19 protein-coding genes are annotated in these 18,468 nt (G+C 63.7%); 6 read left to right on the forward strand and 13 right to left on the reverse strand.

From position 1 onward, the window contains the following. Window position 1: 1 nt before the first annotated feature. Complete coding sequence (locus SB765_RS19270; protein WP_341797269.1) at window positions 2-757, forward strand: slipin family protein; 756 nt, start codon at window positions 2-4, stop codon at window positions 755-757. Window positions 758-895: 138 nt separating this feature from the next. Here the strand turns inward: SB765_RS19270 and SB765_RS19275 are convergent, their stop codons facing one another. The 3 genes from SB765_RS19275 to SB765_RS19285 all read right to left on the reverse strand — a co-directional run bounded on the left by SB765_RS19275 (window position 896) and on the right by SB765_RS19285 (window position 4,143). After that, window positions 896-1,528: a LysE family transporter gene (locus tag SB765_RS19275; RefSeq protein WP_341797268.1), complete on the reverse strand. Its 633-nt coding sequence runs from the start codon at window positions 1,526-1,528 to the stop codon at window positions 896-898. 117 nt (window positions 1,529-1,645) lie between these two features. Beyond that, the gene (locus SB765_RS19280; RefSeq protein ID WP_016497491.1) at window positions 1,646-2,233 is read right to left on the reverse strand and encodes a mechanosensitive ion channel family protein; all 588 of its coding nucleotides are present in this window, start codon (window positions 2,231-2,233) and stop codon (window positions 1,646-1,648) included. Further along, the gene (locus SB765_RS19285) at window positions 2,233-4,143 is read right to left on the reverse strand and encodes an ATP-binding cassette domain-containing protein (RefSeq protein WP_049274583.1); all 1,911 of its coding nucleotides are present in this window, start codon (window positions 4,141-4,143) and stop codon (window positions 2,233-2,235) included. Before SB765_RS19285 ends, SB765_RS19280 begins: the two co-directional genes overlap by 1 nt. Before the next feature lie 50 nt (window positions 4,144-4,193). Between SB765_RS19285 and SB765_RS19290 the strand changes: the two genes are divergently transcribed. Beyond that, on the forward strand, window positions 4,194-4,676 hold the full coding sequence (locus tag SB765_RS19290; protein WP_410931763.1) for a TIGR02444 family protein: 483 nt from the start codon (window positions 4,194-4,196) through the stop codon (window positions 4,674-4,676). Here SB765_RS19290 and SB765_RS19295 read toward each other — a convergent pair. Then, entirely contained in the window at window positions 4,652-5,728 is a 1,077-nt protein-coding gene (locus SB765_RS19295) for an AlgP family protein (protein WP_341797266.1), read from the reverse strand. The genes SB765_RS19290 and SB765_RS19295 overlap by 25 nt on opposite strands. Before the next feature lie 179 nt (window positions 5,729-5,907). Between SB765_RS19295 and SB765_RS19300 the strand changes: the two genes are divergently transcribed. Beyond that, on the forward strand, window positions 5,908-6,546 hold the full coding sequence (locus SB765_RS19300; protein ID WP_410931764.1) for an FKBP-type peptidyl-prolyl cis-trans isomerase: 639 nt from the start codon (window positions 5,908-5,910) through the stop codon (window positions 6,544-6,546). Window positions 6,547-6,555: 9 nt separating this feature from the next. Here the strand turns inward: SB765_RS19300 and SB765_RS19305 are convergent, their stop codons facing one another. The 7 genes from SB765_RS19305 to SB765_RS19335 form a co-directional block, all read right to left on the reverse strand. After that, window positions 6,556-7,026 carry an Rsd/AlgQ family anti-sigma factor gene (locus tag SB765_RS19305; protein ID WP_019471710.1) on the reverse strand — a complete coding sequence of 157 codons (471 nt, stop codon included), beginning with the start codon at window positions 7,024-7,026 and terminating at the stop codon, window positions 6,556-6,558. A 231-nt stretch (window positions 7,027-7,257) separates the two neighbouring features. Further along, on the reverse strand, window positions 7,258-7,764 hold the full coding sequence (locus SB765_RS19310) for a disulfide bond formation protein B (RefSeq protein WP_341797264.1): 507 nt from the start codon (window positions 7,762-7,764) through the stop codon (window positions 7,258-7,260). 222 nt (window positions 7,765-7,986) lie between these two features. After that, entirely contained in the window at window positions 7,987-9,225 is a 1,239-nt protein-coding gene (locus SB765_RS19315) for a heme biosynthesis protein HemY (protein ID WP_341797263.1), read from the reverse strand. Then, on the reverse strand, window positions 9,222-10,322 hold the full coding sequence (locus tag SB765_RS19320) for a uroporphyrinogen-III C-methyltransferase (RefSeq protein WP_258654561.1): 1,101 nt from the start codon (window positions 10,320-10,322) through the stop codon (window positions 9,222-9,224). Before SB765_RS19320 ends, SB765_RS19315 begins: the two co-directional genes overlap by 4 nt. 45 nt (window positions 10,323-10,367) lie before the next feature. Next, window positions 10,368-11,135, reverse strand: a complete 768-nt coding sequence (locus tag SB765_RS19325; protein WP_410911067.1) for a uroporphyrinogen-III synthase — start codon at window positions 11,133-11,135, stop codon at window positions 10,368-10,370. Next, entirely contained in the window at window positions 11,132-12,073 is a 942-nt protein-coding gene (gene hemC / locus SB765_RS19330) for a hydroxymethylbilane synthase (protein ID WP_063423168.1), read from the reverse strand. The genes SB765_RS19325 and hemC overlap by 4 nt, the downstream gene beginning before the upstream one ends. A 199-nt stretch (window positions 12,074-12,272) precedes the next feature. Further along, window positions 12,273-13,016 carry a LytR/AlgR family response regulator transcription factor gene (locus SB765_RS19335; protein ID WP_015268539.1) on the reverse strand — a complete coding sequence of 248 codons (744 nt, stop codon included), beginning with the start codon at window positions 13,014-13,016 and terminating at the stop codon, window positions 12,273-12,275. Window positions 13,017-13,312: 296 nt separating this feature from the next. Here SB765_RS19335 and argH point away from each other — a divergent pair, with 296 nt between their 5' ends. Further along, the gene (gene argH, locus SB765_RS19340; RefSeq protein ID WP_341797259.1) at window positions 13,313-14,707 is read left to right on the forward strand and encodes an argininosuccinate lyase; all 1,395 of its coding nucleotides are present in this window, start codon (window positions 13,313-13,315) and stop codon (window positions 14,705-14,707) included. 138 nt (window positions 14,708-14,845) lie between these two features. Here the strand turns inward: argH and SB765_RS19345 are convergent, their stop codons facing one another. Then, window positions 14,846-15,508, reverse strand: a complete 663-nt coding sequence (locus tag SB765_RS19345; protein ID WP_410911065.1) for a glutathione S-transferase — start codon at window positions 15,506-15,508, stop codon at window positions 14,846-14,848. A 147-nt stretch (window positions 15,509-15,655) separates the two neighbouring features. Here SB765_RS19345 and SB765_RS19350 point away from each other — a divergent pair, with 147 nt between their 5' ends. Together SB765_RS19350 and SB765_RS19355 are read left to right on the forward strand one after the other, a co-directional pair. Beyond that, a complete protein-coding gene (locus tag SB765_RS19350) occupies window positions 15,656-15,955 on the forward strand; it encodes a hypothetical protein (protein WP_258654554.1) in 300 nt (99 codons plus the stop codon). Between the two features lie 69 nt (window positions 15,956-16,024). Beyond that, entirely contained in the window at window positions 16,025-16,270 is a 246-nt protein-coding gene (locus SB765_RS19355; protein WP_410931765.1) for a TIGR02647 family protein, read from the forward strand. Window positions 16,271-16,404: 134 nt separating this feature from the next. On the opposite strand, the gene SB765_RS19360 is transcribed toward SB765_RS19355, so the two are convergent. Next, window positions 16,405-18,348 (reverse strand): FTR1 family protein, encoded by a 1,944-nt coding sequence (locus tag SB765_RS19360; RefSeq protein WP_410931766.1) that lies wholly within the window; start codon window positions 18,346-18,348, stop codon window positions 16,405-16,407. Window positions 18,349-18,468: the final 120 nt, after the last annotated feature.

Genomic DNA, 18,468 nt, shown 5'->3' on the forward strand with positions numbered 1-18,468 from the left:
CATGTTCATGCAAGTGGGTTTCACTGCCGTGCTGATCGTGCTGGCGATGCTGCTGTTGTCGGCGTTTCGCATCCTGCGCGAATACGAACGCGGCGTTGTGTTCCAGCTGGGGCGCTTCTGGCAGGTGAAGGGGCCGGGGCTGATCCTGTTGATCCCGGTGATCCAGCAAATGGTGCGGGTAGACCTGCGCACCGTGGTGCTGGATGTGCCACCACAGGATGTAATCACCCGCGACAACGTTTCGGTCAAGGTCAACGCGGTGCTCTACTTCCGCGTGCTCGACCCGCAAAAGGCGATCATCCAGGTCGAGGACTTTCTGGTGGCGACCAGCCAATTGGCGCAGACCACGCTACGTGCGGTGCTGGGCAAGCACGAACTGGATGAGCTGCTCGCCGAACGTGAGCAACTGAATGCGGATATTCGCCAGGTGCTGGACGCGCAAACCGATGCCTGGGGCATCAAGGTGGCCAACGTCGAGATCAAGCATGTCGACCTCAACGAATCGATGGTACGCGCCATCGCCCGGCAGGCCGAGGCCGAACGCGAACGGCGGGCCAAGGTGATCCATGCCGAGGGGGAATTGCAGGCGTCAGAGAAGCTGATGCAGGCGGCGCAGATGCTGGGCAAGGAGCCTGGGGCGATGCAGTTGCGCTATATGCAGACGCTGGGGGCGATTGCGGGCGACAGGACCTCGACCATTGTCTTCCCGATGCCGGTGGACTTGCTGACGGGCTTGGTAGACAAGCAGAAAAAATAAAGGCCGCTCCGCAATCCCTGTAGGAGCAGCCTTGTGCTGCGAAGAGGCCGGTGAGGCTAAAGATCATCTTCGGCTGCAATGCCCTCTTCGCAGCACAAGGCTGCTCCTACAGAGTCTGTGTTTGCGCCCGTGGCCCGATCAGATCGGCGCGCGACGCAGGGTAGCGAGGAAGGTCGCCGCCCCAATGAACAACCCGGCAAAAGTCCGGTTCAAGCGCTTCTGCTGCTTGGGCGTACGCAGCAAGCGCAACACCCGCGAAGCCAAGCCGGTGTACCCCGCCATCACCAGCATGTCCACGGTGATCATGGTCACGGTGATTGCCACATACTGCGGCAACAGCGGTGCATGCGGGTTGATGAACTGCGGCAGCACCGCCAGCATGAACACCAGCGCCTTGGGGTTGCTGACGTTGACCAGGAACCCGCGGAACATCAGGCTCAGCGGTTTGCCGATAGGCCGCACGCCGGACTCATCGGACATGTCCATCGGCAAGGCGCGCCATTGCTTGTAGGCCAGGTAGACGAGGTAGGCAACGCCGAACCATTTGATGACCTGGAAGGCGGTGGCCGAGGCGGCCAGGATGGCGCCGACGCCGGCGGCAATAATGGCGATTTGCACAATCAGGCCCAGTTGCAGGCCCAGAGCGTTCCAGTAACCACGCCAGAAGCCGTATTGCAGGCCGCTGGACATCGAGGCAATTGCCCCGGCACCGGGTGACAGGCTGATCACCCAACAGGCGGCAAAGAAGCCCAACCATACTTCCATCGACATCACACACCTCGCTCGAACACTTGTTGCAAAAGGTTAAGCTAAGGTTTTGGTGAAAAAATAACCAGCGATTTCTGATGGATTTCTATCGCCTGTATCCGCGAAGAGGCCATTAAAGGTTTAGTCGGCTTCGGCAGCTGTTTCTTTGTGCAGGGCCTGTACCTCGGCCCCGCGCCAGCGCCGGACCGACTTCTGGAAGAACTGGCTATTGGGCACCTGCACCAGCGCCCCGCCCGCTTCGGGCATTTCCAGCAAGGTGGTAAACAGCAGGTTTATAGCGATCACCCGCCCTTTCACCCCCGGCTTGTCCAGCGTGTCGACCAGCTCGACCACATCACCGATGCGAAACGGCCCGACCGTGAAGATCAGCACCGCGCACAGCAGGTTGGACAGCACGCTCCACATGGCGAAGAACGCCACCGCCGCCACCGCGACAAAGCCGGACAGTGCCGTCCACAACACGGTCGCCGAAACCCCCAGGCGCTCCAGCACAAACAGCAGCGCGCTGCCCATGATCAGCCAGCGCAGGCCGCCACGCACCGGGACCAGCAGCTCGGGCGGCAGCGGATAACGCTGGCCCAGGCGGCTCAACCCGCGAGCAACGATGCGCTGCAGGACGAAGGCCGCCACCAGGATCAACAGAATCTGCAAGCCCAGCCAGAAGGTGTCCATCCATTGCCCTGGCAGCAGCGAACGCAGTTCCTCCATCAGGACAGCGCCTCGAGCTCGGCCTGCATGCTTTCGAGGGTTTCCAGCGCTTCCATCCAGGCTTCTTCCAGCTCGCCTTCGCGTTGCTTGAGCTTGGTCTGGCGCGCCAGCAGGTCACGCAACTCGTCCTTGCGCGCCGCTTCGTAGAGGCCACCGTCACCCAGCGCGGTCTCGATCTCGGCCAGTTGCACGTGCACCTGGTTGAGCTCGGTTTCCAGCTTGTCGGCCGCCTTCTTGTGCGGTGCCAGTTGCTGGCGCAAGGCTGCGGCAGCCTGGCGCTGGGCTTTCTTGTCGGTCTTGTCCGGGTTGACCGGGGCCGTACTGGCCGGCGCGCTGCGCTGGCGGTACTCGACCAGCCAGCGGCTGTAGTCGTCCAGGTCTCCGTCGAAGGTTTCGACCTTGCCGTCGGCCACCAGCAGGAAGTCATCGGTCGTGCTCTTGAGCAGGTGACGGTCGTGCGACACCACCACCACAGCACCGGCAAACTCCTGCAACGCCATGGTCAGCGCCAGGCGCATTTCCAGGTCCAGGTGGTTGGTCGGTTCGTCGAGCAGCAGCAGGTTCGGCCGTTCCCAGGCAATCAGCGCCAGCGCCAGGCGGGCCTTTTCGCCACCGGAGAAATTCACCACCGGCTCGTCAGTGCGGGCACCATGGAAGTCGAAGCCACCGAGGAAGTCGCGCAGGGTCTGCTCGCGCTCGGTGGGGGCAATACGCTGCAGGTGCAGCAGCGGGCTGGCCTTGTCGTCCAGCGAGTCCAGCTGGTGCTGGGCAAAGTAGCCAACCGCCAGGTTCTCGCCACGGACCAGGCGGCCCGACAACGGCTCCAGCTCACCCGCAAGGTTCTTGATCAGGGTCGACTTGCCGGCGCCGTTGGGCCCGAGCAGGCCAATTCGCGCACCCGGGGTGAGCTGCAGCTTGACCTTGTCGAGGATGGCCTTGTCGCCATAACCCAGGCGGCCTTCGGACAGGCTCAGCAACGGGCTGGAGATTTTCTGCGACTCGCGGAAGACGAAGTCGAACGGCGAGTCGACATGCGCCGCCGACAGCTCCTCCATGCGCTCCAGGGCCTTGATCCGGCTTTGTGCCTGACGGGCCTTGGTGGCCTGGGCCTTGAAGCGGGCGATGTACTTTTCCATGTGCGCGCGCTGTGCCTGCTGCTTCTCGTAGGCTTGCTGCTGCTGCGCCAGGCGTTCGGCACGGGTGCGCTCGAAGGCGGAGTAGCCGCCCTTGTACAGGTTCAGCTTGCGCTGCTCGACGTGCAGCACATGGTCGACCACGGCGTCGAGGAAGTCACGGTCGTGGGAGATCAGCAACAATGTGCCGGGGTAGCCCTTGAGCCAGTCTTCCAGCCACAGGATGGCGTCGAGGTCCAGGTGGTTGGTGGGCTCGTCGAGCAGCAGCAGGTCGGACGGGCACATCAGCGCCTGAGCCAGGTTCAGGCGCATCCGCCAGCCACCGGAGAAGTCGCCGACGCGGCGGTCCATCTGCTCGTTGGTGAAGCCCAGGCCCGCCAGCAATTTGCGCGCACGGGCGTCAGCGGTATAACCGTCCGCGCCTTCCAGCTCACTGTGCAGGCGCGCCAGGGCGGTGCCATCGTGGGCCTGCTCGGCCGCAGCCAGTTCGGCCTGGACCTTGCGCAGGCGAAGATCGCCATCGAGCACGTAGTCCACGGCCAGGCGGTCGAGGGTGTCGACCTCTTGGCGCATGTGGGCGATGCGCCAGTCGCCGGGCAGCTGGCAATCGCCACCATCGGGCGACAGCTCACCGCGCAGCAAGGCGAACAGGCTGGATTTTCCGGCGCCGTTGGCGCCGATCAGGCCGGCTTTGTGACCGGCGTGCAGGGTCATGTCGGCGCCGTCTAGCAAGCGCTGCGGACCACGCTGTAAAGTGAGATTGGTTAGTCTGATCATGATGGTCGCGGAGTCTACCAGCTTCCTCGGCCCATAGCGCGAGTGGAACCATGCACACCGACCTGTGGAATTACGCCTTGGCCCTGTATGCGAGGCCCGGCGTGGAAGCGGCCTGCCTTGAACTACAGGCGCAGGGTGGCGATGTCTGCCTGCTGCTGTGCGCCACCTGGCTGCAGGCACGTGGCGTGGCCCTGCTGGACGCGCGCGCACAAGCCCTGCACGACATTGCCGCGCCCTGGCAGCGGGAAGTGGTGGGCCCGTTACGCAGCCTGCGCCAGCAATGGCGGGCATCAGCGTCGGGTGATACGCAACTGGCGGCGTTGCGTGAGCAGGTGAAGGGGCTGGAATTACAGGCAGAAAAAGCGCTGCTGGCGCGTATGCAGGAATGCTCGCGACGGTGGCCCGCGGACTCCCATGAGCCCACGGACGACTGGCTGGCCCGGCTGGCGCCGGACCCTGCCCGACACCACGACGCGCTGGATCTGTTGCGCGTCGCGGCGGCTGCGCTTCAAGACGCCGAAGACGGTGCCTGAGCCGGGGTGCTGGCAGGTGCTGCCGAAGCGGCCGGAGTGGCCGGGGTGGCCGAGTTGGTTGCTGCGGCCGGGGTGCTGACGGCTGGCGTAGCAGGTTTGGCTTCGGCTGGCTTGCTGGCAACAGGCTTGGCGGCAGCTGGCTTGGCGGCCGGACGTGCAGGAGCCTTGGCGGCAGCAGGCTTGGCCGCAGGTTTCGCAGCTGGTTTCGCGGCAGCGGCTTTGGCTGGCGCTGGCTTGGCTGCAGGTTTGGCAGCGGCAGCAGGCTTGGCCGCAGGTTTGGCGGCAGCAGTCGCTTTGGCAGCTGGCTTCGCGGCAGGTTTGGCTGCAGCAGTAGTCTTGGCAGCTGGCTTCGCGGCAGGTTTGGCTGCAGCAGTAGCCTTGGCAGCTGGCCTCGCGGCAGGTTTGGCTGCAGCAGTGGCCTTGGCAGCTGGTTTGGCAGCTGGCTTGGCGGCTGGCTTGGCAGCAGCAGTAGCCTTGGCAGCCGGTTTAGCGGCTGGCTTGGAGGCAGGTTTGGCTGCAGCAGTAGCCTTGGCAGCTGGCTTCGCAGCAGGTTTGGCTGCAGCAGTAGCCTTGGCAGCTGGCTTCGCGGCAGGTTTGGCTGCAGTGGTTCTGGCAGCTGGCTTGGCAGCGGCAGCCTTGGTGGTTTTGACGGCGCGCTGGTCAAGGGCTTTGGCTGCTGCTTCGCGAACCTTGCCTACACCTTGGGCCAGCTTGAGGCTGTCCTGAGCATCGCGCTTGAGTTGCTGGATATAAGAGCGGGTCTGGGTTTGACGTTCCTTGAGGGCATCGAGCAGCCCTTCAAGTTCACCAACGGCTTTTTGCGCTTTGGACTGCGCCTTGGCTTTGCCTGCCTTGGCGGCATCCTGCAATTTGAGGCGCCCGTTGTGCAGTTTTTCCTGGGCCTTGCCACGCTGCTTTTCCAGTTTTGCCAGCAGTTTTTCCGCATCAGCCAGCGCTTGCGAGCAGGCATCTTCCAAGTGTTCGAGCAGGCTGCCCGAAAGTTGCTGGAGCAGGTGTAACGGCGTACTTACTGGCTTCTTTTTGGCCGACATGGTTTACCTCCTGGCTGACGAGATTGCGGCTCATACTATGCTTCTGCTGCTACCGCCGCTAGGGCATGTTGACAGTAATATTTACGCCGCGTTGCATGCCTGGGCAAAGTTGTTATCTTGCAGCTGCGTGAAAGTGTAGTTGCTGAATTAATCATTGCTGATATTTGGGAGTCAGGGCATTGCCTCGATATCTTGTATTAGGTTTATGCCTGCTGGTGCCAGTTGCAATGGCCGACAGCAACGACCATGACCTCGCCTACAGCCTGGGCGCCAGCCTGGGTGAGCGTCTGCGCCAGGATATGCCTGGCCTGCAACTGGACGCACTGGTCGAAGGCTTGAAGCAGTCCTATCAGGGGCAACCCTTGAAGCTCGACAAGGCTCGTATGCAGGCCGTGCTCCAGCAACACGAAGCGCAGGAAGGTGACGCCGCCACGCAGAAGTTGCAGGCAGCCGAAACACGCTTCATGGCCAACGAGCGTGGCCGTTATGGAGTACGCGAACTACCGGAAGGTGTGCTCTACAGTGAACTGCAGCCAGGCACAGGCGCGCAGCCCAAGGCTGGCGGCAAAGTGCAGGTACGCTATGTGGGCAGGCTGCCGGATGGTTCGGTGTTCGACCAGAACCAGACGCCCCAGTGGTTCAGCCTGGATTCGGTGATCGAAGGGTGGCAAGTGGCCTTGCCAAGGATGCACGCAGGGGCCAAATGGCGCCTGGTAATTCCGTCGGCGCAAGCTTATGGCGCCGAAGGCGCGGGTGACCTTATCGCACCCTATACACCCTTGGTGTTCGAGATCGAATTGCTGGCGGTTGGCGACTGACGCCAACCCTCATGCCTGGACCGCACCCTCTTCCTTGTGTGCGTTGTGCAGCACCTCGATCAGGCAGTCTTCAAGTTCGAAGCGCTCGTGCAACAGCCCGCCCAACTTGCCTAGCTTTTCGGCAAAGCGTTCGGTGTCCTTGCACTCACCCTTGGTGCATTGGTCATTGAAGGCCAGTGCAATCTGGGTACTGTCGTTGATCCGTGGGTTGATTTCTTCGGCCAGCCTCAGCGCCTTCTCGTCTCCGAAAGCTTTGGCCTCGCTGACCAGTTGCTCGCAAACTTCGAAGTGCCACGCCGAAACGTAGTCGACCAGGAGCGCGCAAAAGTCCCCGTTGGTGTCCTTGTCGGCGAAGGCTGGCTTCAAATCGCGCAGTGCGCCGAAAGACTGCACCAGGTCCTGGCGCGCCTTCAGCCAACGGTCGATCAGGTCGTGAACCCCACCCCAGCGTTCCTGGGCATTCTGACAACTATCGAGCATGGCAATCTCTTCCCTTCTGGGTAGATGCCGCTGCACCTCGCACCACGACCGCGCAGCACAAAGGTGACATCAGCAGGACGGCATCGAGCAGTTGTATTTTCGGTATGCGTGCTGGGAGATTATTCCCGCGCGTGCTGCCCATCAAGGTACGCAGCGGACAAAGTTCATACAAGTGTTTAATACCCTGTTAATACGCCATTGGTCGCGCTAGTGGCCCAGCCTTGTTCCAGGTCAACTTCTTGCCAGGGTGCGGAAACGATACGCCAGCAGGCAACTCAAGGGCGGCACGGCCAGCAACAGGAAGGCCAGCAGGCTCCACTCAGGCAGCGTCAGGTCGAGAAAGCTCCAGGTCAGCGAGCTGCATTCGGGGCCGCCGAGCAGCAATTGCCGCGCCGCCTCGCTCCAGGATTGCTCGAACACACGCCCGATCGGTACCGGGCATACAGGGATAGCACCGCTGGCCCCCTGCAACCAGACATGCCGTGCTGCCAGCAACGCGCCAGCCAGCGTGCAGCCCAGAGTCGCCCGCGCGTAATGGAGGGTGCCCTGCGTGCCTGGTGCCTGCAGCACCGCCGCCAGGCTCAGCAGTGCGTACACCGCTAGCAGCAGCCGCTGGCTGAAGCACAACGGGCACGGCATCAACCCCCGTATGTTTTCCAGGTGGTATGACGCGACCAGCACCGCAAATGCGGCCAGGCAGGCAGGAAGGAAAAAGGTGCGCAAACGGGCCGGAAGCATGGGCGGTGAAAGTCCCGGGGAAGATGTTGGGATGTGAGACGGTAGAGGAAAGATGCGCTTTGTATCAAGGCGCGACAGTAGCGACAAGTCGCTGAATGGTGTAGGAAATTTCAAGCGATACGGTAGGAGGCGGCTGAGGAACTGCACTGCAGATCTAACTGGCAGCGGTAGAAAAGTTACCCAACCCCAAAGCCCGCACCTTGGCGCGGGCTTTGGGGTGGGTCAGGCGCGTACGCCTTCTGGCAAGGGCAGCGCCAGCAGGCGCTCGTCCAGCAGGCCAAGGCCCTCCTGGAACAACTGGTTGCTGCGCTCGGTCTCGCCCAGGCCAGCGAGCAGGCGAGCCAGTTCGGCACAGGCCTCGGGGTTGCGTTCCATGCGCAGGCTGCTTTCCAGGTAGTCCCGCGCTTTGCCCCACAGCCGGTTCTGCAGGCTCAGGCGGCCCAGGGTCAGTAACAGGCTGGCGTCTTGCGGGTGATCCTTGAGCCAGCCTTCGGCGGTTTGCAGCTGGCGCGCCGGGTCATCACCGCGCACCAGGCCGTACAGACGGGCCAGGTGGCTTTCGTATCCACGCTTGAGGGCGGTGCGCAACACCTGCTCGGCTTCGTTCTGGGCACCTACCTGGCGCAATTGTTCAGCGTAGGCCAGCACCAGTTGCGGCTCCTGGCGCTGGGCCGCGGTCAGCTGCTGCCAGGCGCGTTCCAGGGCCTGACGTGCACTTTGCGCGTCTTCGCCACGGGTGGTGGCCAGGCTCAGGTTCTGGCCCCAGGCGCGTTGCTCCAGGGCGGCCAGCTCGGCGGCAGGAAGCACCTTGCCCTTGCGCAGGTCGGGCAACAGACGGATCAGTGCCGACCAGTCACCGCGCTCCAGGTACAGACGCTGCAGCAGGCGCAGCACCTGGCTGTTGTGCGGGTGGCGTTCCTGCATGGCCAGCAGGGTTTCCAGGGCGCCGTCACTTTCACCACGGTCCATCTGCAACTGCGCATGGGTCAGGGCGATGGCCAGTTCTGCTTGCGGCTGACGCTCCAGCGCGCGCTCCAGCAGGTTGTCGCTGTCTTCGGTGCGGCCCTGCTCGTTGGCAGCACGGGCGGCACCGAGGTAGTACAGCAGCGGCTGGCGCTCGGCCTCGGCGGCACGGTGCAGGTGGCGTTGAGCACTGGCCCAGCGGCCCTCGGCAAGGTCCAGCTGGCCCTGTTCGATGGCCAGACGGATGCGCCGGCTGCGATTACGCCGCGACCACGGGTTGACCACACCGCTGGAGGTCAGCACCAGGCCGACCAGGTAACGCAACAGCCACAACACAGCGACCACGGCCAGCAGCCCGGCCAGGGCCGCCCACAGCCCCGATTGATAGCGGAAGCTTCCATAGGAAAGCAGTACGTAACCGCTGTGCTTGGCGACCGCAATACCCAGTGCCGCGGCAATCACGATTGCCAGCACGGCCAGCAGGTAGACACGCTTCATGGTTTGCCCCCTTCAGCCTCAGCCGGCAGGTGACGGCGCTGAATGTAGGCCTGCACGGCCGCCAGGCTTTCGCTTAGGTCGGGGGTAACCACCGACACCGGCTGATCGGCCAGGGCATTGAGGCTCTCAAGCATTGCCTTGCTTTGCGGGTTGTCGGCGTTGAAGTTGGCCAACAACACGCTGCGGGCGTCGTCCAGCGCCTGGGTGTAGACCTTGGCGTCACCATTGAGCGCCGCCCACTGGGCCTGCTCGATGGTCAGGCTCAGGGCCAGGCGCAGCTGGTTCAGTTGCTGCCCGGCCAGCAGCGGCCGCACGTTTTCATCCGCGTTGAAGTCGATCTGGAAGTACTTGGAGATTTCTGCCCACCACTGCGACAGCCGGCTGGCACCATCGCCGTCGGCGGTCAGGGCACCCAGCGCATCGGCATTGCTGTCGAACTCGGGCGACTGCGCGCTCAGTTGCTGTACCAGCTCACGCTGTGCGGCCAGTTTCAGGAACAGGCCGGTACGGTCCGGTTGCTGGGTGCTGCCGAGGGTGGCCAGGCTGCGCGCCAGCTGCTCGCGGGCGGCGAATGCGCCTGGGTCGCTCTGCTCGCGCAGGATCTCGTCGGCGCCCTCGACCAGGGCCTTGGCGCTGGTGATGTCCTGCAAGGCCGACAGGCGCAGGGTAGCCAGGCGTAGCAGGTGCTCGGCTTCAGCCAGGCGCCACTCTTTGCGGCTTTCGCCTAGCACGGTTTCCAGGCGCTGGCTGAGACGCTGCTGGTCGCCCTGCAATTGCGCCACCAGGCGCCGGCGGTCTTCCAGCTCGCTGGCCGCCGGCAGGCTGGCCAGTTGCGCGCTGATCTGCTGTTCGCGCTGCTGCAGGGCTTCGGCGCGCTGGGTGAGCGCCTCGATGTGCTGGCCCTGGTTGAACTCGCTGCCTTGCAGTTGACGTACCTGCCAGACACCCCAGCCACCTACTGCCACCCCGGCCGCACCCAGCAGCAAGGCCAGCGCTGCCAGGCCACTGCCGGAGCGCTTGGCAGGTGGGGCGGTGACGGGTTCCGCCGGCGCCTGTGCCGACGGCTGATCATTATTGGACAAGACAGTCTCGCTCACGTATCCATCCTTTGCATGGGGGCGCATCGCGTTCAGCTTAGCGCCTTAAGAGGCAGGTGCAGCGCTGCGCTGCACGGCTACCAGCAAGGCCGTGGCACTGGCGCCACGGCAATCCACAACCTGTTGGGCCCCGGCGGCCCGGGCCTGTTCGGCAACCCGTGGGCTGGGCACGAACAGCGGCAGGCGTGCCAGCTGCGGCCAATCCGCACCGGCCAGCTGCTGCAGATGTTCAAAACCCTGCCCACTGCTGACCACCAGGCCATTGAGGCGTTCCGCTTCGATGCGGCGCTTCAGGGTGCCCGCCGGGTAACCCGGCAGGCAGCGACGATACAGTTCCAGATATTCGACACTAGCACCTTGCTCTGCAAGACGCTCTGCCAGCAGTTCGCGACCTCCGACGCCGCGCACGACCAGGACACGCGCTGCAGGCACGGCAACGGCCTGAAGCAGGGCCGGTAACGCCAGCAAGGCTTCGCTGTCATCGCCACGCGGCGGAGTGTTTACCTCCAGCCCGGCGCCCTGCAGCACTGCAGCGGTTGCCTCACCCACGGTGAACCAGCCTTGCCGTGGCGGCTGCATGCCGGCTTCGGCCAGCTGCTCAAGCAACAGCCTGGCAGCCGGCTTGCTGACCACGATGATCGCCTGGAAGCCATGCAGGCCTTCCAGCAGCAGACGTTGCCGGGGCTCCACGGTGACGGGCTCTATCGCCAGCAGCGGCAGGCAGCTGCTGCCCACCCCCGCTGCCGCCAGGCTTTGCGCCAGCGCCGCACAGTCCTCGGCAGGCCGGGTCAGCAGCAGGCGCCATTGGCTCACGGGTGGCCGGCCTCGCCGTAGACTTCCTTGAGGATGGCCTCGGCACCTTGGCCCAGCAGGTCTTCGGCCACCTGTACGCCCAAGGTCTCGGCAGCAGCGCGCGGGGCACGGGCTTCGGCCACCAGCAGGGTACCCCCGCTCGGCTGGCCAACCAGGCCACGCAGCCAAAGCTGGTCACCTTCGAGCACCGCGTAGCAGGCGATCGGCACCTGGCAGCCGCCATTCAGGTGTTTGTTCAGGGCGCGTTCGGCCACTACCCGGTCGGCGGTGTCGGCATGGTGCAGCGGCGCCAGGAGTGCGTGGATCTCGAGGTCGGCACTGCGGCACTCGATGCCCACCGCACCCTGGCCGCCAGCAGGCAGGCTGTCATCGACGCTGATGGTGGCGGTGATGCGGTCTTCAAAGCCGAGGCGGATCAGGCCGGCGGCGGCGAGGATGATGGCGTCGTACTCGCCGGCATCCAGCTTGGCCAGGCGCGTATTGACGTTGCCCCGCAGGAAGCGGATTTGCAGGTCCGGGCGGCGCGCCAGCAACTGGGCCTGACGGCGCAGGCTGGAAGTGCCGACGATGCTGCCGGCAGGCAGCGCTTCAAGGCTGTCAAAGGTATTGGAAACGAAGGCATCACGCGGGTCTTCACGCTCGCAGATGCAGTACAGGCCCAGGCCTTCGGGGAAGTCCATGGGCACGTCTTTCATCGAATGCACGGCGATGTCGGCTTCGTTGTCCAGCAGGGCGGTTTCCAGCTCTTTGACGAACAGGCCCTTGCCGCCGATTTTTGCCAGCGGCGCGTCGAGCAGCTTGTCACCCCGGCTGACCATGGGCACCAGGGTCACCAGCAGACCGGGGTGGGCCTGCTCGAGGCGGGCTTTGACGTATTCGGCCTGCCACAAGGCCAAGGCACTTTTACGGGTGGCAATGCGGATTTCGCGAGTGGACATGGAACGCCCCGATCCAGAGAAATGCCGCCGATGATAACAGCATCTCCTTTATCGCTTGCAGATGTGGATCACCTGAGGGCCTCTTCGCGGCTAAAGCCGCTCCCACAGGGTGAGCTGCCGCTCTACAGGCCAATGATCCACCTGTGGGAGCGGCTTTAGCCGCGAACAAGGGCGCAGCCCTTGCCATGCGGGCGCCGTATCAGAGGGTCTGCATCATCTTGCGCACGCCGGCAACATGCCGGCGGCTGACTGTCAGGGCATCACCGTCCAGGCCTTTCAGGTACAGCTGAAAGTGCCCCAGCGGGGTACGCTGCAAGCGTTCGATGCGCTCGCGGGCAACCAGCGCATTGCGGTGAATACGCACGAAGCGTTCGCCAAATTCATCCTCCAGGGCTTTGAGCGGCTCGTCGAGCAGCACTTCCCCGGCCTCGTGACGCAAGGTGACGTATTTGTGGTCGGCAATGAAATAGATCACCTGGGGCAAAGGAATCAGCTCGATGCCTTTACGCGTGCGGGCACTGATGTGGCTACGTGGGCCGCCACCTTCATTGGCCGGCCGGGTAAGCGCCGCCAACTGGGCGCGGTTGGGTTTTTCGGCCTTGCGCAAGGCATCGCGCAACGCCTGGGCCTGGAACGGCTTGGTCACATGGCTGAGGGTACTGTCCTTGAATGCCTCGGCACCGTATTCGTCATCCCCGGTGCAAAACACCACCGCCGGCGGCGCCTCGCGTTCGCACAGGCGAGCGGCTACCTGCAGGCCATCCAGGCCTGGCATGCCGATGTCCAGCAGGACCACATCGGGCTTGAGGCTTTCGATCAGCGCAAGGGCCTCCTCGCCGTTGGTGGCGCTAGGCTCCAGCACGGTATAACCCTCCAGTTCGCCGAGTAGCCGGCTGAGGCGTTCACGGCCTTGGGGTTCGTCATCAACGATCAGGACATTCATAATTGCGCTGGATTCCTGAATGAGTCTCGCACAGGTATAGCGTAGACAGGTGTAGTTCGAGCGACACTGCGGTCACGCTCTAGACCGGTGCGATGGCCAAAGATTCACTCGGACGGCAGATTCACCGCCAGTCCTTTGTCCAACTGTAGACGGTCCGTGGAACACTGCCGTTCATTCCTTAAAATCCTTCTCTGCCATTTTCCGGGCATTTCTCTCGACCGGCGCCCTGCGGCAGCCAGCCCAACCCTGCTATTATCGGCGCCACTTTTTCGTTCACGCCTGCAATGAGTGAATCCATGAGCACCGACAAGACCAATCAGTCCTGGGGCGGCCGCTTCAGTGAGCCCGTCGACGCCTTCGTCGCCCGTTTCACCGCCTCGGTCGATTTCGACAAGCGCCTGTACCGCCACGACATCATGGGTTCGATCGCCCATGCCACCATGCTGGCGCAGGTCGGCGTGCTCAGCGATGCCGAGCGCGACACCATCATCGATGGCCTGAAGACCATCCAGGACGAAATCGAAGCCGGCAACTTCGACTGGCGCGTCGACCTCGAAGACGTGCACATGAACATCGAAGCACGCCTGACCGACCGCATCGGCATCACCGGCAAGAAGCTGCACACCGGTCGCAGCCGCAACGACCAGGTGGCCACCGATATCCGCCTGTGGCTGCGCGACGAAATCGACCTGATCCTGGCCGAAATCACCCGCCTGCAGCAGGGCCTGCTGGAGCAGGCCGAGCGTGAAGCCGAAACCATCATGCCCGGTTTCACCCACCTGCAGACGGCCCAGCCGGTCACCTTCGGCCACCACCTGCTGGCCTGGTTCGAAATGCTCAGCCGCGACTACGAGCGCCTGGTCGACTGCCGCAAGCGCACCAACCGCATGCCCCTGGGCAGCGCCGCGCTGGCGGGCACCACCTACCCGATCGACCGCGAGCTGACCTGCAAGCTGCTGGGCTTCGAAGCTGTGGCCGGCAACTCGCTGGACGGCGTGTCGGACCGTGACTTCGCCATCGAATTCTGCGCCGCTGCCAGCGTGGCGATGATGCACCTGTCGCGCTTCTCGGAAGAGCTGGTGCTGTGGACCAGCGCGCAGTTCCAGTTCATCGACCTGCCGGACCGCTTCTGCACCGGCAGCTCGATCATGCCGCAGAAAAAGAACCCGGACGTGCCAGAGCTGGTACGTGGCAAGAGCGGCCGCGTGTTCGGCGCCCTCACCGGCCTGCTGACCCTGATGAAAGGCCAACCGCTGGCCTACAACAAGGACAACCAGGAAGACAAGGAGCCGCTGTTCGACGCTGCCGACACCCTACGCGACTCGCTGCGTGCCTTTGCCGACATGATCCCGGCGATCAAGCCAAAGCACGCCATCATGCGTGAAGCGGCCCTGCGCGGTTTCTCCACCGCCACCGACCTGGCCGACTACCTGGTACGCCGTGGCCTGCCGTTCCGTGACTGCCACGAAATCGTTGGCCACGCGGTGAAGTACGGCGTGGACACCGGCAAGGACCTGGCCGAGATGAGCCTGGACGAACTGCGCCAGTTCAGCGACCAGATCGAGCAGGACGTGTTTGCCGTGCTGACCCTGGAAGGCTCGGTGAATGCCCGTGACCACATTGGTGGTACGGCACCGGCGCAGGTACGCGCTGCCGTTGTTCGTGGCAAGGCGCTGCTGGCTTCGCGTTAAGCCAGCCTCGCTGCCCTGCTTTTTGTAGGAGCAGCCTTGTGCTGCGAAGAGGCCGGTGCAAACACCATGGATAGAGGGTGTCTGCACCGGCCTCTTCGCAGCACAAGGCTGCTCCTACAGGTTCAGCGCTAGCTCCGGTTAGCGTTTCCCGCTGCGAATCATCTCCATGAAGGCCGGCATCGACGCTTCCTTGTCCGCCAAGATCCGCGCCATGTGCGGGTTCTCGCCCATCAGCTGCAGCAACGCCTTGGCCTGCGGGAAGTCGGCCAAAAAGTCGATGTTCAGCACTTTCTTGCCCACGGCATAAGCCAGGTCGACCGAGAAGCAGAACATCAGGTCTGCCAGCGTCAGCTGCTCGCCCGCCACATAGGGCGCAAAGCGACCGTTGCGCTTGAGGGTGGCAAAGCCGGCCAGCAAATCGGCACGCGCTTTCTCTTTGACCAATGGCTCAACCGACATGCCGAAGAACGACTCGGCATAGCAAGTACGCGCCGGCAGCTCGATGTACAGCTCGATTTCCTTGAGCAGCTCACGCACCTTGGCCTGCCCGAACGGGTCGGCCGGCAGCAGTGCCTTGCCGCCTTGGGTCTGCTCGATGTAGTCGAGGATTACACTGGTTTCGCTGAGGAAGCCGTGCTCGGTCTGCAGCACCGGCACCTTGCCCCGCGGGCTCACTTCCAGCGCCTGTGGCGCCTGGCCGCCATAGAAGGTGACTTCTTCGAAGGGCAGGCCTTTTTCCAGCAGGGCTAGCTTGACCATGTTGTAGTAGTTGCTGACCGAGAATCCATGAAGCTTGAGCATGAGGTAACAGCCTCCAGGCCGTAAGGGGTTGGCCCGGCTTTTATAGACTCTAAGCCCGCCCCTGACCAGCGTCATGCACCCCGTCAATGCCCGGGCATTGCCGCCACGGGCGTGGCACACTGTGCATCCCATCACAGGAGTACCGCCATGAGCGAGCCCACCGACATCGACAATGACGACGAAGCCTTCGCCGAGGCGACACTGACCCAGGCCATCGAAAACCAGATTGAAAGCGGCGAACCGCCTGCGGCCAAGGCCACCTTCAACAAGCTGACCCTGGTCGGTTACGAGCGCGAGGACATCCTCAACCTGATGGCCCATGTGCTGGCCTTCGAAATCGACAACATGCTGGTGGAAGACCGCGCGTTCGACGGCGAGTGGTACGAGAACGCCTTGCGGGCGCTGCCGGAGCTGCCGCCTGAGATGGATCAAGGCGAGGACGAATAACCCGACTACACTCGAAGGTCAGGCACCGTAAGCGGTGCCGCCATCCTTGTCTGGAAGTCAGGAGTCGCCATGTCTTTTACCCCCGATCTGATCGCTGAACTGGAAGTACTCGCGCTGTTCAAACACGACAGCAGCCAGGAAGGCATCAAGATAAACAGCAACGCCGCCCCTGCCCTGGTCGCCGCTGCGAAACGCCTGCATGAGAAGGGGCTGACCGATCAACCCGATGGCGGCTACCTGACCAGCCTGGGTCATGACGCCGTTGACAGTGTCCAGCTGCTGCAGAACATCCTCAAGGCGCCACAGCCGGCCTGAACCGAGATTACAAGGGGCTGCCATGCAGCCCATCGCCGGCAAGCCAGCTCCCACAGGTATTGCACATGGCTTGAAACTGATGCGGTCGGGGTGGGAGCTGGCTTGCCGGCGATGTGCCGCAGCGCGGCCCCCGGTCAGTTGGCCGTTGCCCTGCGCTTTTCCACCAGCCACGAGCGCCCATACAGGAACACAATGGCCAGCAAGGCCACCGCCTGTGCCGACAGCGAGTAGGCATCAGCGTGAATGCCCAGCCAATCGAACTCGAAGAACGCCACCGGCCGTGTGCCCAGCACCCCGGCTTCTTGCAGCGCCTTCACACCATGCCCGGCAAACACCACCGACAGCGCGCACAGCAGTGCGGCGTTGATGCTGAAGAACAGCGTCAGCGGCAGCTTGGCAGAACCGCGCAAAATCACCCAGGCCAGGCCCACCAGCAGCACCAGCGCCGTGGCGCCACCCGCCAGCACCGCGTGGTGCCCGGCAGGGCCTGCCTGCAACCACAGGGTTTCGTAGAACAGGATCACTTCGAACAGTTCGCGGTACACCGAGAAAAACGCCAGCATGGCAAAGCCAAAGCGCCCGCCGCCGCTGACCAGGCTGCTTTTGATGTAGTCCTTCCAGGCGGCAGCGTGGCGGCGGTCATGCATCCATACACCGAGCCAAAGCACCATCACCGCGGCGAACAGCGCCGTGCAGCCTTCCAGCAGTTCGCGCTGGGCGCCGCCCACATCGATCACATAGGCCGCCACCGCCCAGGTGGCGAACCCGGCGACCAGCGCCAGCCCCCACCCGATGTTGACGCTGCGTACCGCCGACTGCTGCCCGGTGTTACGCAGGAAGGCCAGGATCGCGGCCAGCACCAGAATCGCCTCCAGGCCTTCGCGCAGCAGGATCAGCAAACCGGAGATATAACTCAGCGACCAGCTCAGGCCGTCGCTGCCCAACAGCTTGGCGGCCTGGTCGAGCTTGCCTTTTGCCTCAGCCAGACGCTGCTCGGCCTGGGCCACGGGCAGGCCATCCTGCAGGGACTGACGGTAGGCCATCAGGGATCTTTCGGTGTCCTTGCGCGCCTGGGTGTCGATGTTGTCCAGCGAGCTTTCCACCAGCTCGAAGCCTTCCAGATAGGCCGCTACCGACAGGTCATAGGCCTGGTCGTGGTCACCTGCGCGGTAGGCGGCCAAGCTTTTGTCCAGCGTGCTGGCGGTGTATTCGAGCAGTTGCGCCGGGCCGCGCTTGACTTGCGGCGGCTGGGCTCGCTGGGCACGGAACGCTTCCACGACCGCGCTGCCTTCGTTGGCGGCGACTTCGGCCGGGGTCTGGCGAGCCAGGTCGGCGATGTTCCAGGTCTTGTCGCCTTTACCGGCTTCCGGCTTGGCGGTGAAGCTGGCGATATAGGCGGCTATATCCCAACGCTGACGGTCATCCAGCTGGTCGGCAAAGGACGGCATCTCGGTGCCGTCGATACCCAGGGCGAGGGTGTTGTAGAGGTCGAACAGACTCAACTGGTCCAGGCGTGAAACATCGCGCAGGTTGGCGGGCGCAGGCTCCAGGCCCACGCCAGCCGGGCCGTCGCCCGCGCCGGTGTCGCCGTGGCAGATCGAGCAGTTTTGCGCGTACAGCGCAGCGCCGCGGGCCGGGTCCGGGGTAATCACCGGGGCCTGGCTGACCTCGTAGGCCACTGCCAGGCGCGCGCCCAGCTGGCGGGCCTGCCTGGCGACAGCCGTGCCCTCCTGGCGCTGATCGATGGCCTGGCGCAACGCCTGGACGCCCTGCTCCAGCGCGGCTTGCTCGGTATTTGCGGGCAGGGCTTTGACCAGCTCGGCCAATACCGCGCTGAATTCCTGTTGCTCGCGGTATTCGCCCTCGTCGATCACCTTGCCATCTTGTACGGTCGGCGGGTAGTCGGCGCCAATGTAGTCCAGCAGGTGCAGGGCTTTGCCGGCCTCGGCGGGGGACTCGGCCAGCGCCAGGGAGCTGCACAGCGCCAGCACTGGGCCGAGTAATAAAGCCGGCAACCAGGCAAGCAGACGTGAACGGGTTTTCATGGCCAGTCTCGAAGGGAATGCGAAAGAGAACATTGTTCACTCCCACTTTGCTTCCCTCAAGGGTGCCGGGCAGATTTCATGAAAAATCTTGCTACAAATCAGATGCCAAGTATTCCGCCGCCCTCAGAAGCTGCGCTGATCAGTGGGGGCTGG

The sequence above is a fragment of the Pseudomonas sp. SIMBA_067 genome (assembly GCF_046534675.1).
Classification (GTDB): Bacteria; Pseudomonadota; Gammaproteobacteria; order Pseudomonadales; family Pseudomonadaceae; genus Aquipseudomonas; species Aquipseudomonas putida.

Coding starts and splice junctions, on each gene's coding strand:
- SB765_RS19345 (WP_410911065.1), bottom strand. CDS start 15,508: ATGCTCAAGCTTCATGGATTCTCGGTCAGCAACTACTACAACATGGTC.
- SB765_RS19315 (WP_341797263.1), bottom strand. CDS start 9,225: ATGAAGCGTGTCTACCTGCTGGCCGTGCTGGCAATCGTGATTGCCGCG.
- argH (WP_341797259.1), top strand. CDS start 13,313: ATGAGCACCGACAAGACCAATCAGTCCTGGGGCGGCCGCTTCAGTGAG.
- SB765_RS19305 (WP_019471710.1), bottom strand. CDS start 7,026: ATGCTCGATAGTTGTCAGAATGCCCAGGAACGCTGGGGTGGGGTTCAC.
- SB765_RS19355 (WP_410931765.1), top strand. CDS start 16,025: ATGTCTTTTACCCCCGATCTGATCGCTGAACTGGAAGTACTCGCGCTG.
- SB765_RS19285 (WP_049274583.1), bottom strand. CDS start 4,143: ATGATCAGACTAACCAATCTCACTTTACAGCGTGGTCCGCAGCGCTTG.
- SB765_RS19335 (WP_015268539.1), bottom strand. CDS start 13,016: ATGAATGTCCTGATCGTTGATGACGAACCCCAAGGCCGTGAACGCCTC.
- SB765_RS19290 (WP_410931763.1), top strand. CDS start 4,194: ATGCACACCGACCTGTGGAATTACGCCTTGGCCCTGTATGCGAGGCCC.
- SB765_RS19360 (WP_410931766.1), bottom strand. CDS start 18,348: ATGTTCTCTTTCGCATTCCCTTCGAGACTGGCCATGAAAACCCGTTCA.
- hemC (WP_063423168.1), bottom strand. CDS start 12,073: ATGTCCACTCGCGAAATCCGCATTGCCACCCGTAAAAGTGCCTTGGCC.
- SB765_RS19295 (WP_341797266.1), bottom strand. CDS start 5,728: ATGTCGGCCAAAAAGAAGCCAGTAAGTACGCCGTTACACCTGCTCCAG.
- SB765_RS19270 (WP_341797269.1), top strand. CDS start 2: ATGTTCATGCAAGTGGGTTTCACTGCCGTGCTGATCGTGCTGGCGATG.
- SB765_RS19310 (WP_341797264.1), bottom strand. CDS start 7,764: ATGCTTCCGGCCCGTTTGCGCACCTTTTTCCTTCCTGCCTGCCTGGCC.
- SB765_RS19275 (WP_341797268.1), bottom strand. CDS start 1,528: ATGTCGATGGAAGTATGGTTGGGCTTCTTTGCCGCCTGTTGGGTGATC.
- SB765_RS19350 (WP_258654554.1), top strand. CDS start 15,656: ATGAGCGAGCCCACCGACATCGACAATGACGACGAAGCCTTCGCCGAG.
- SB765_RS19280 (WP_016497491.1), bottom strand. CDS start 2,233: ATGGAGGAACTGCGTTCGCTGCTGCCAGGGCAATGGATGGACACCTTC.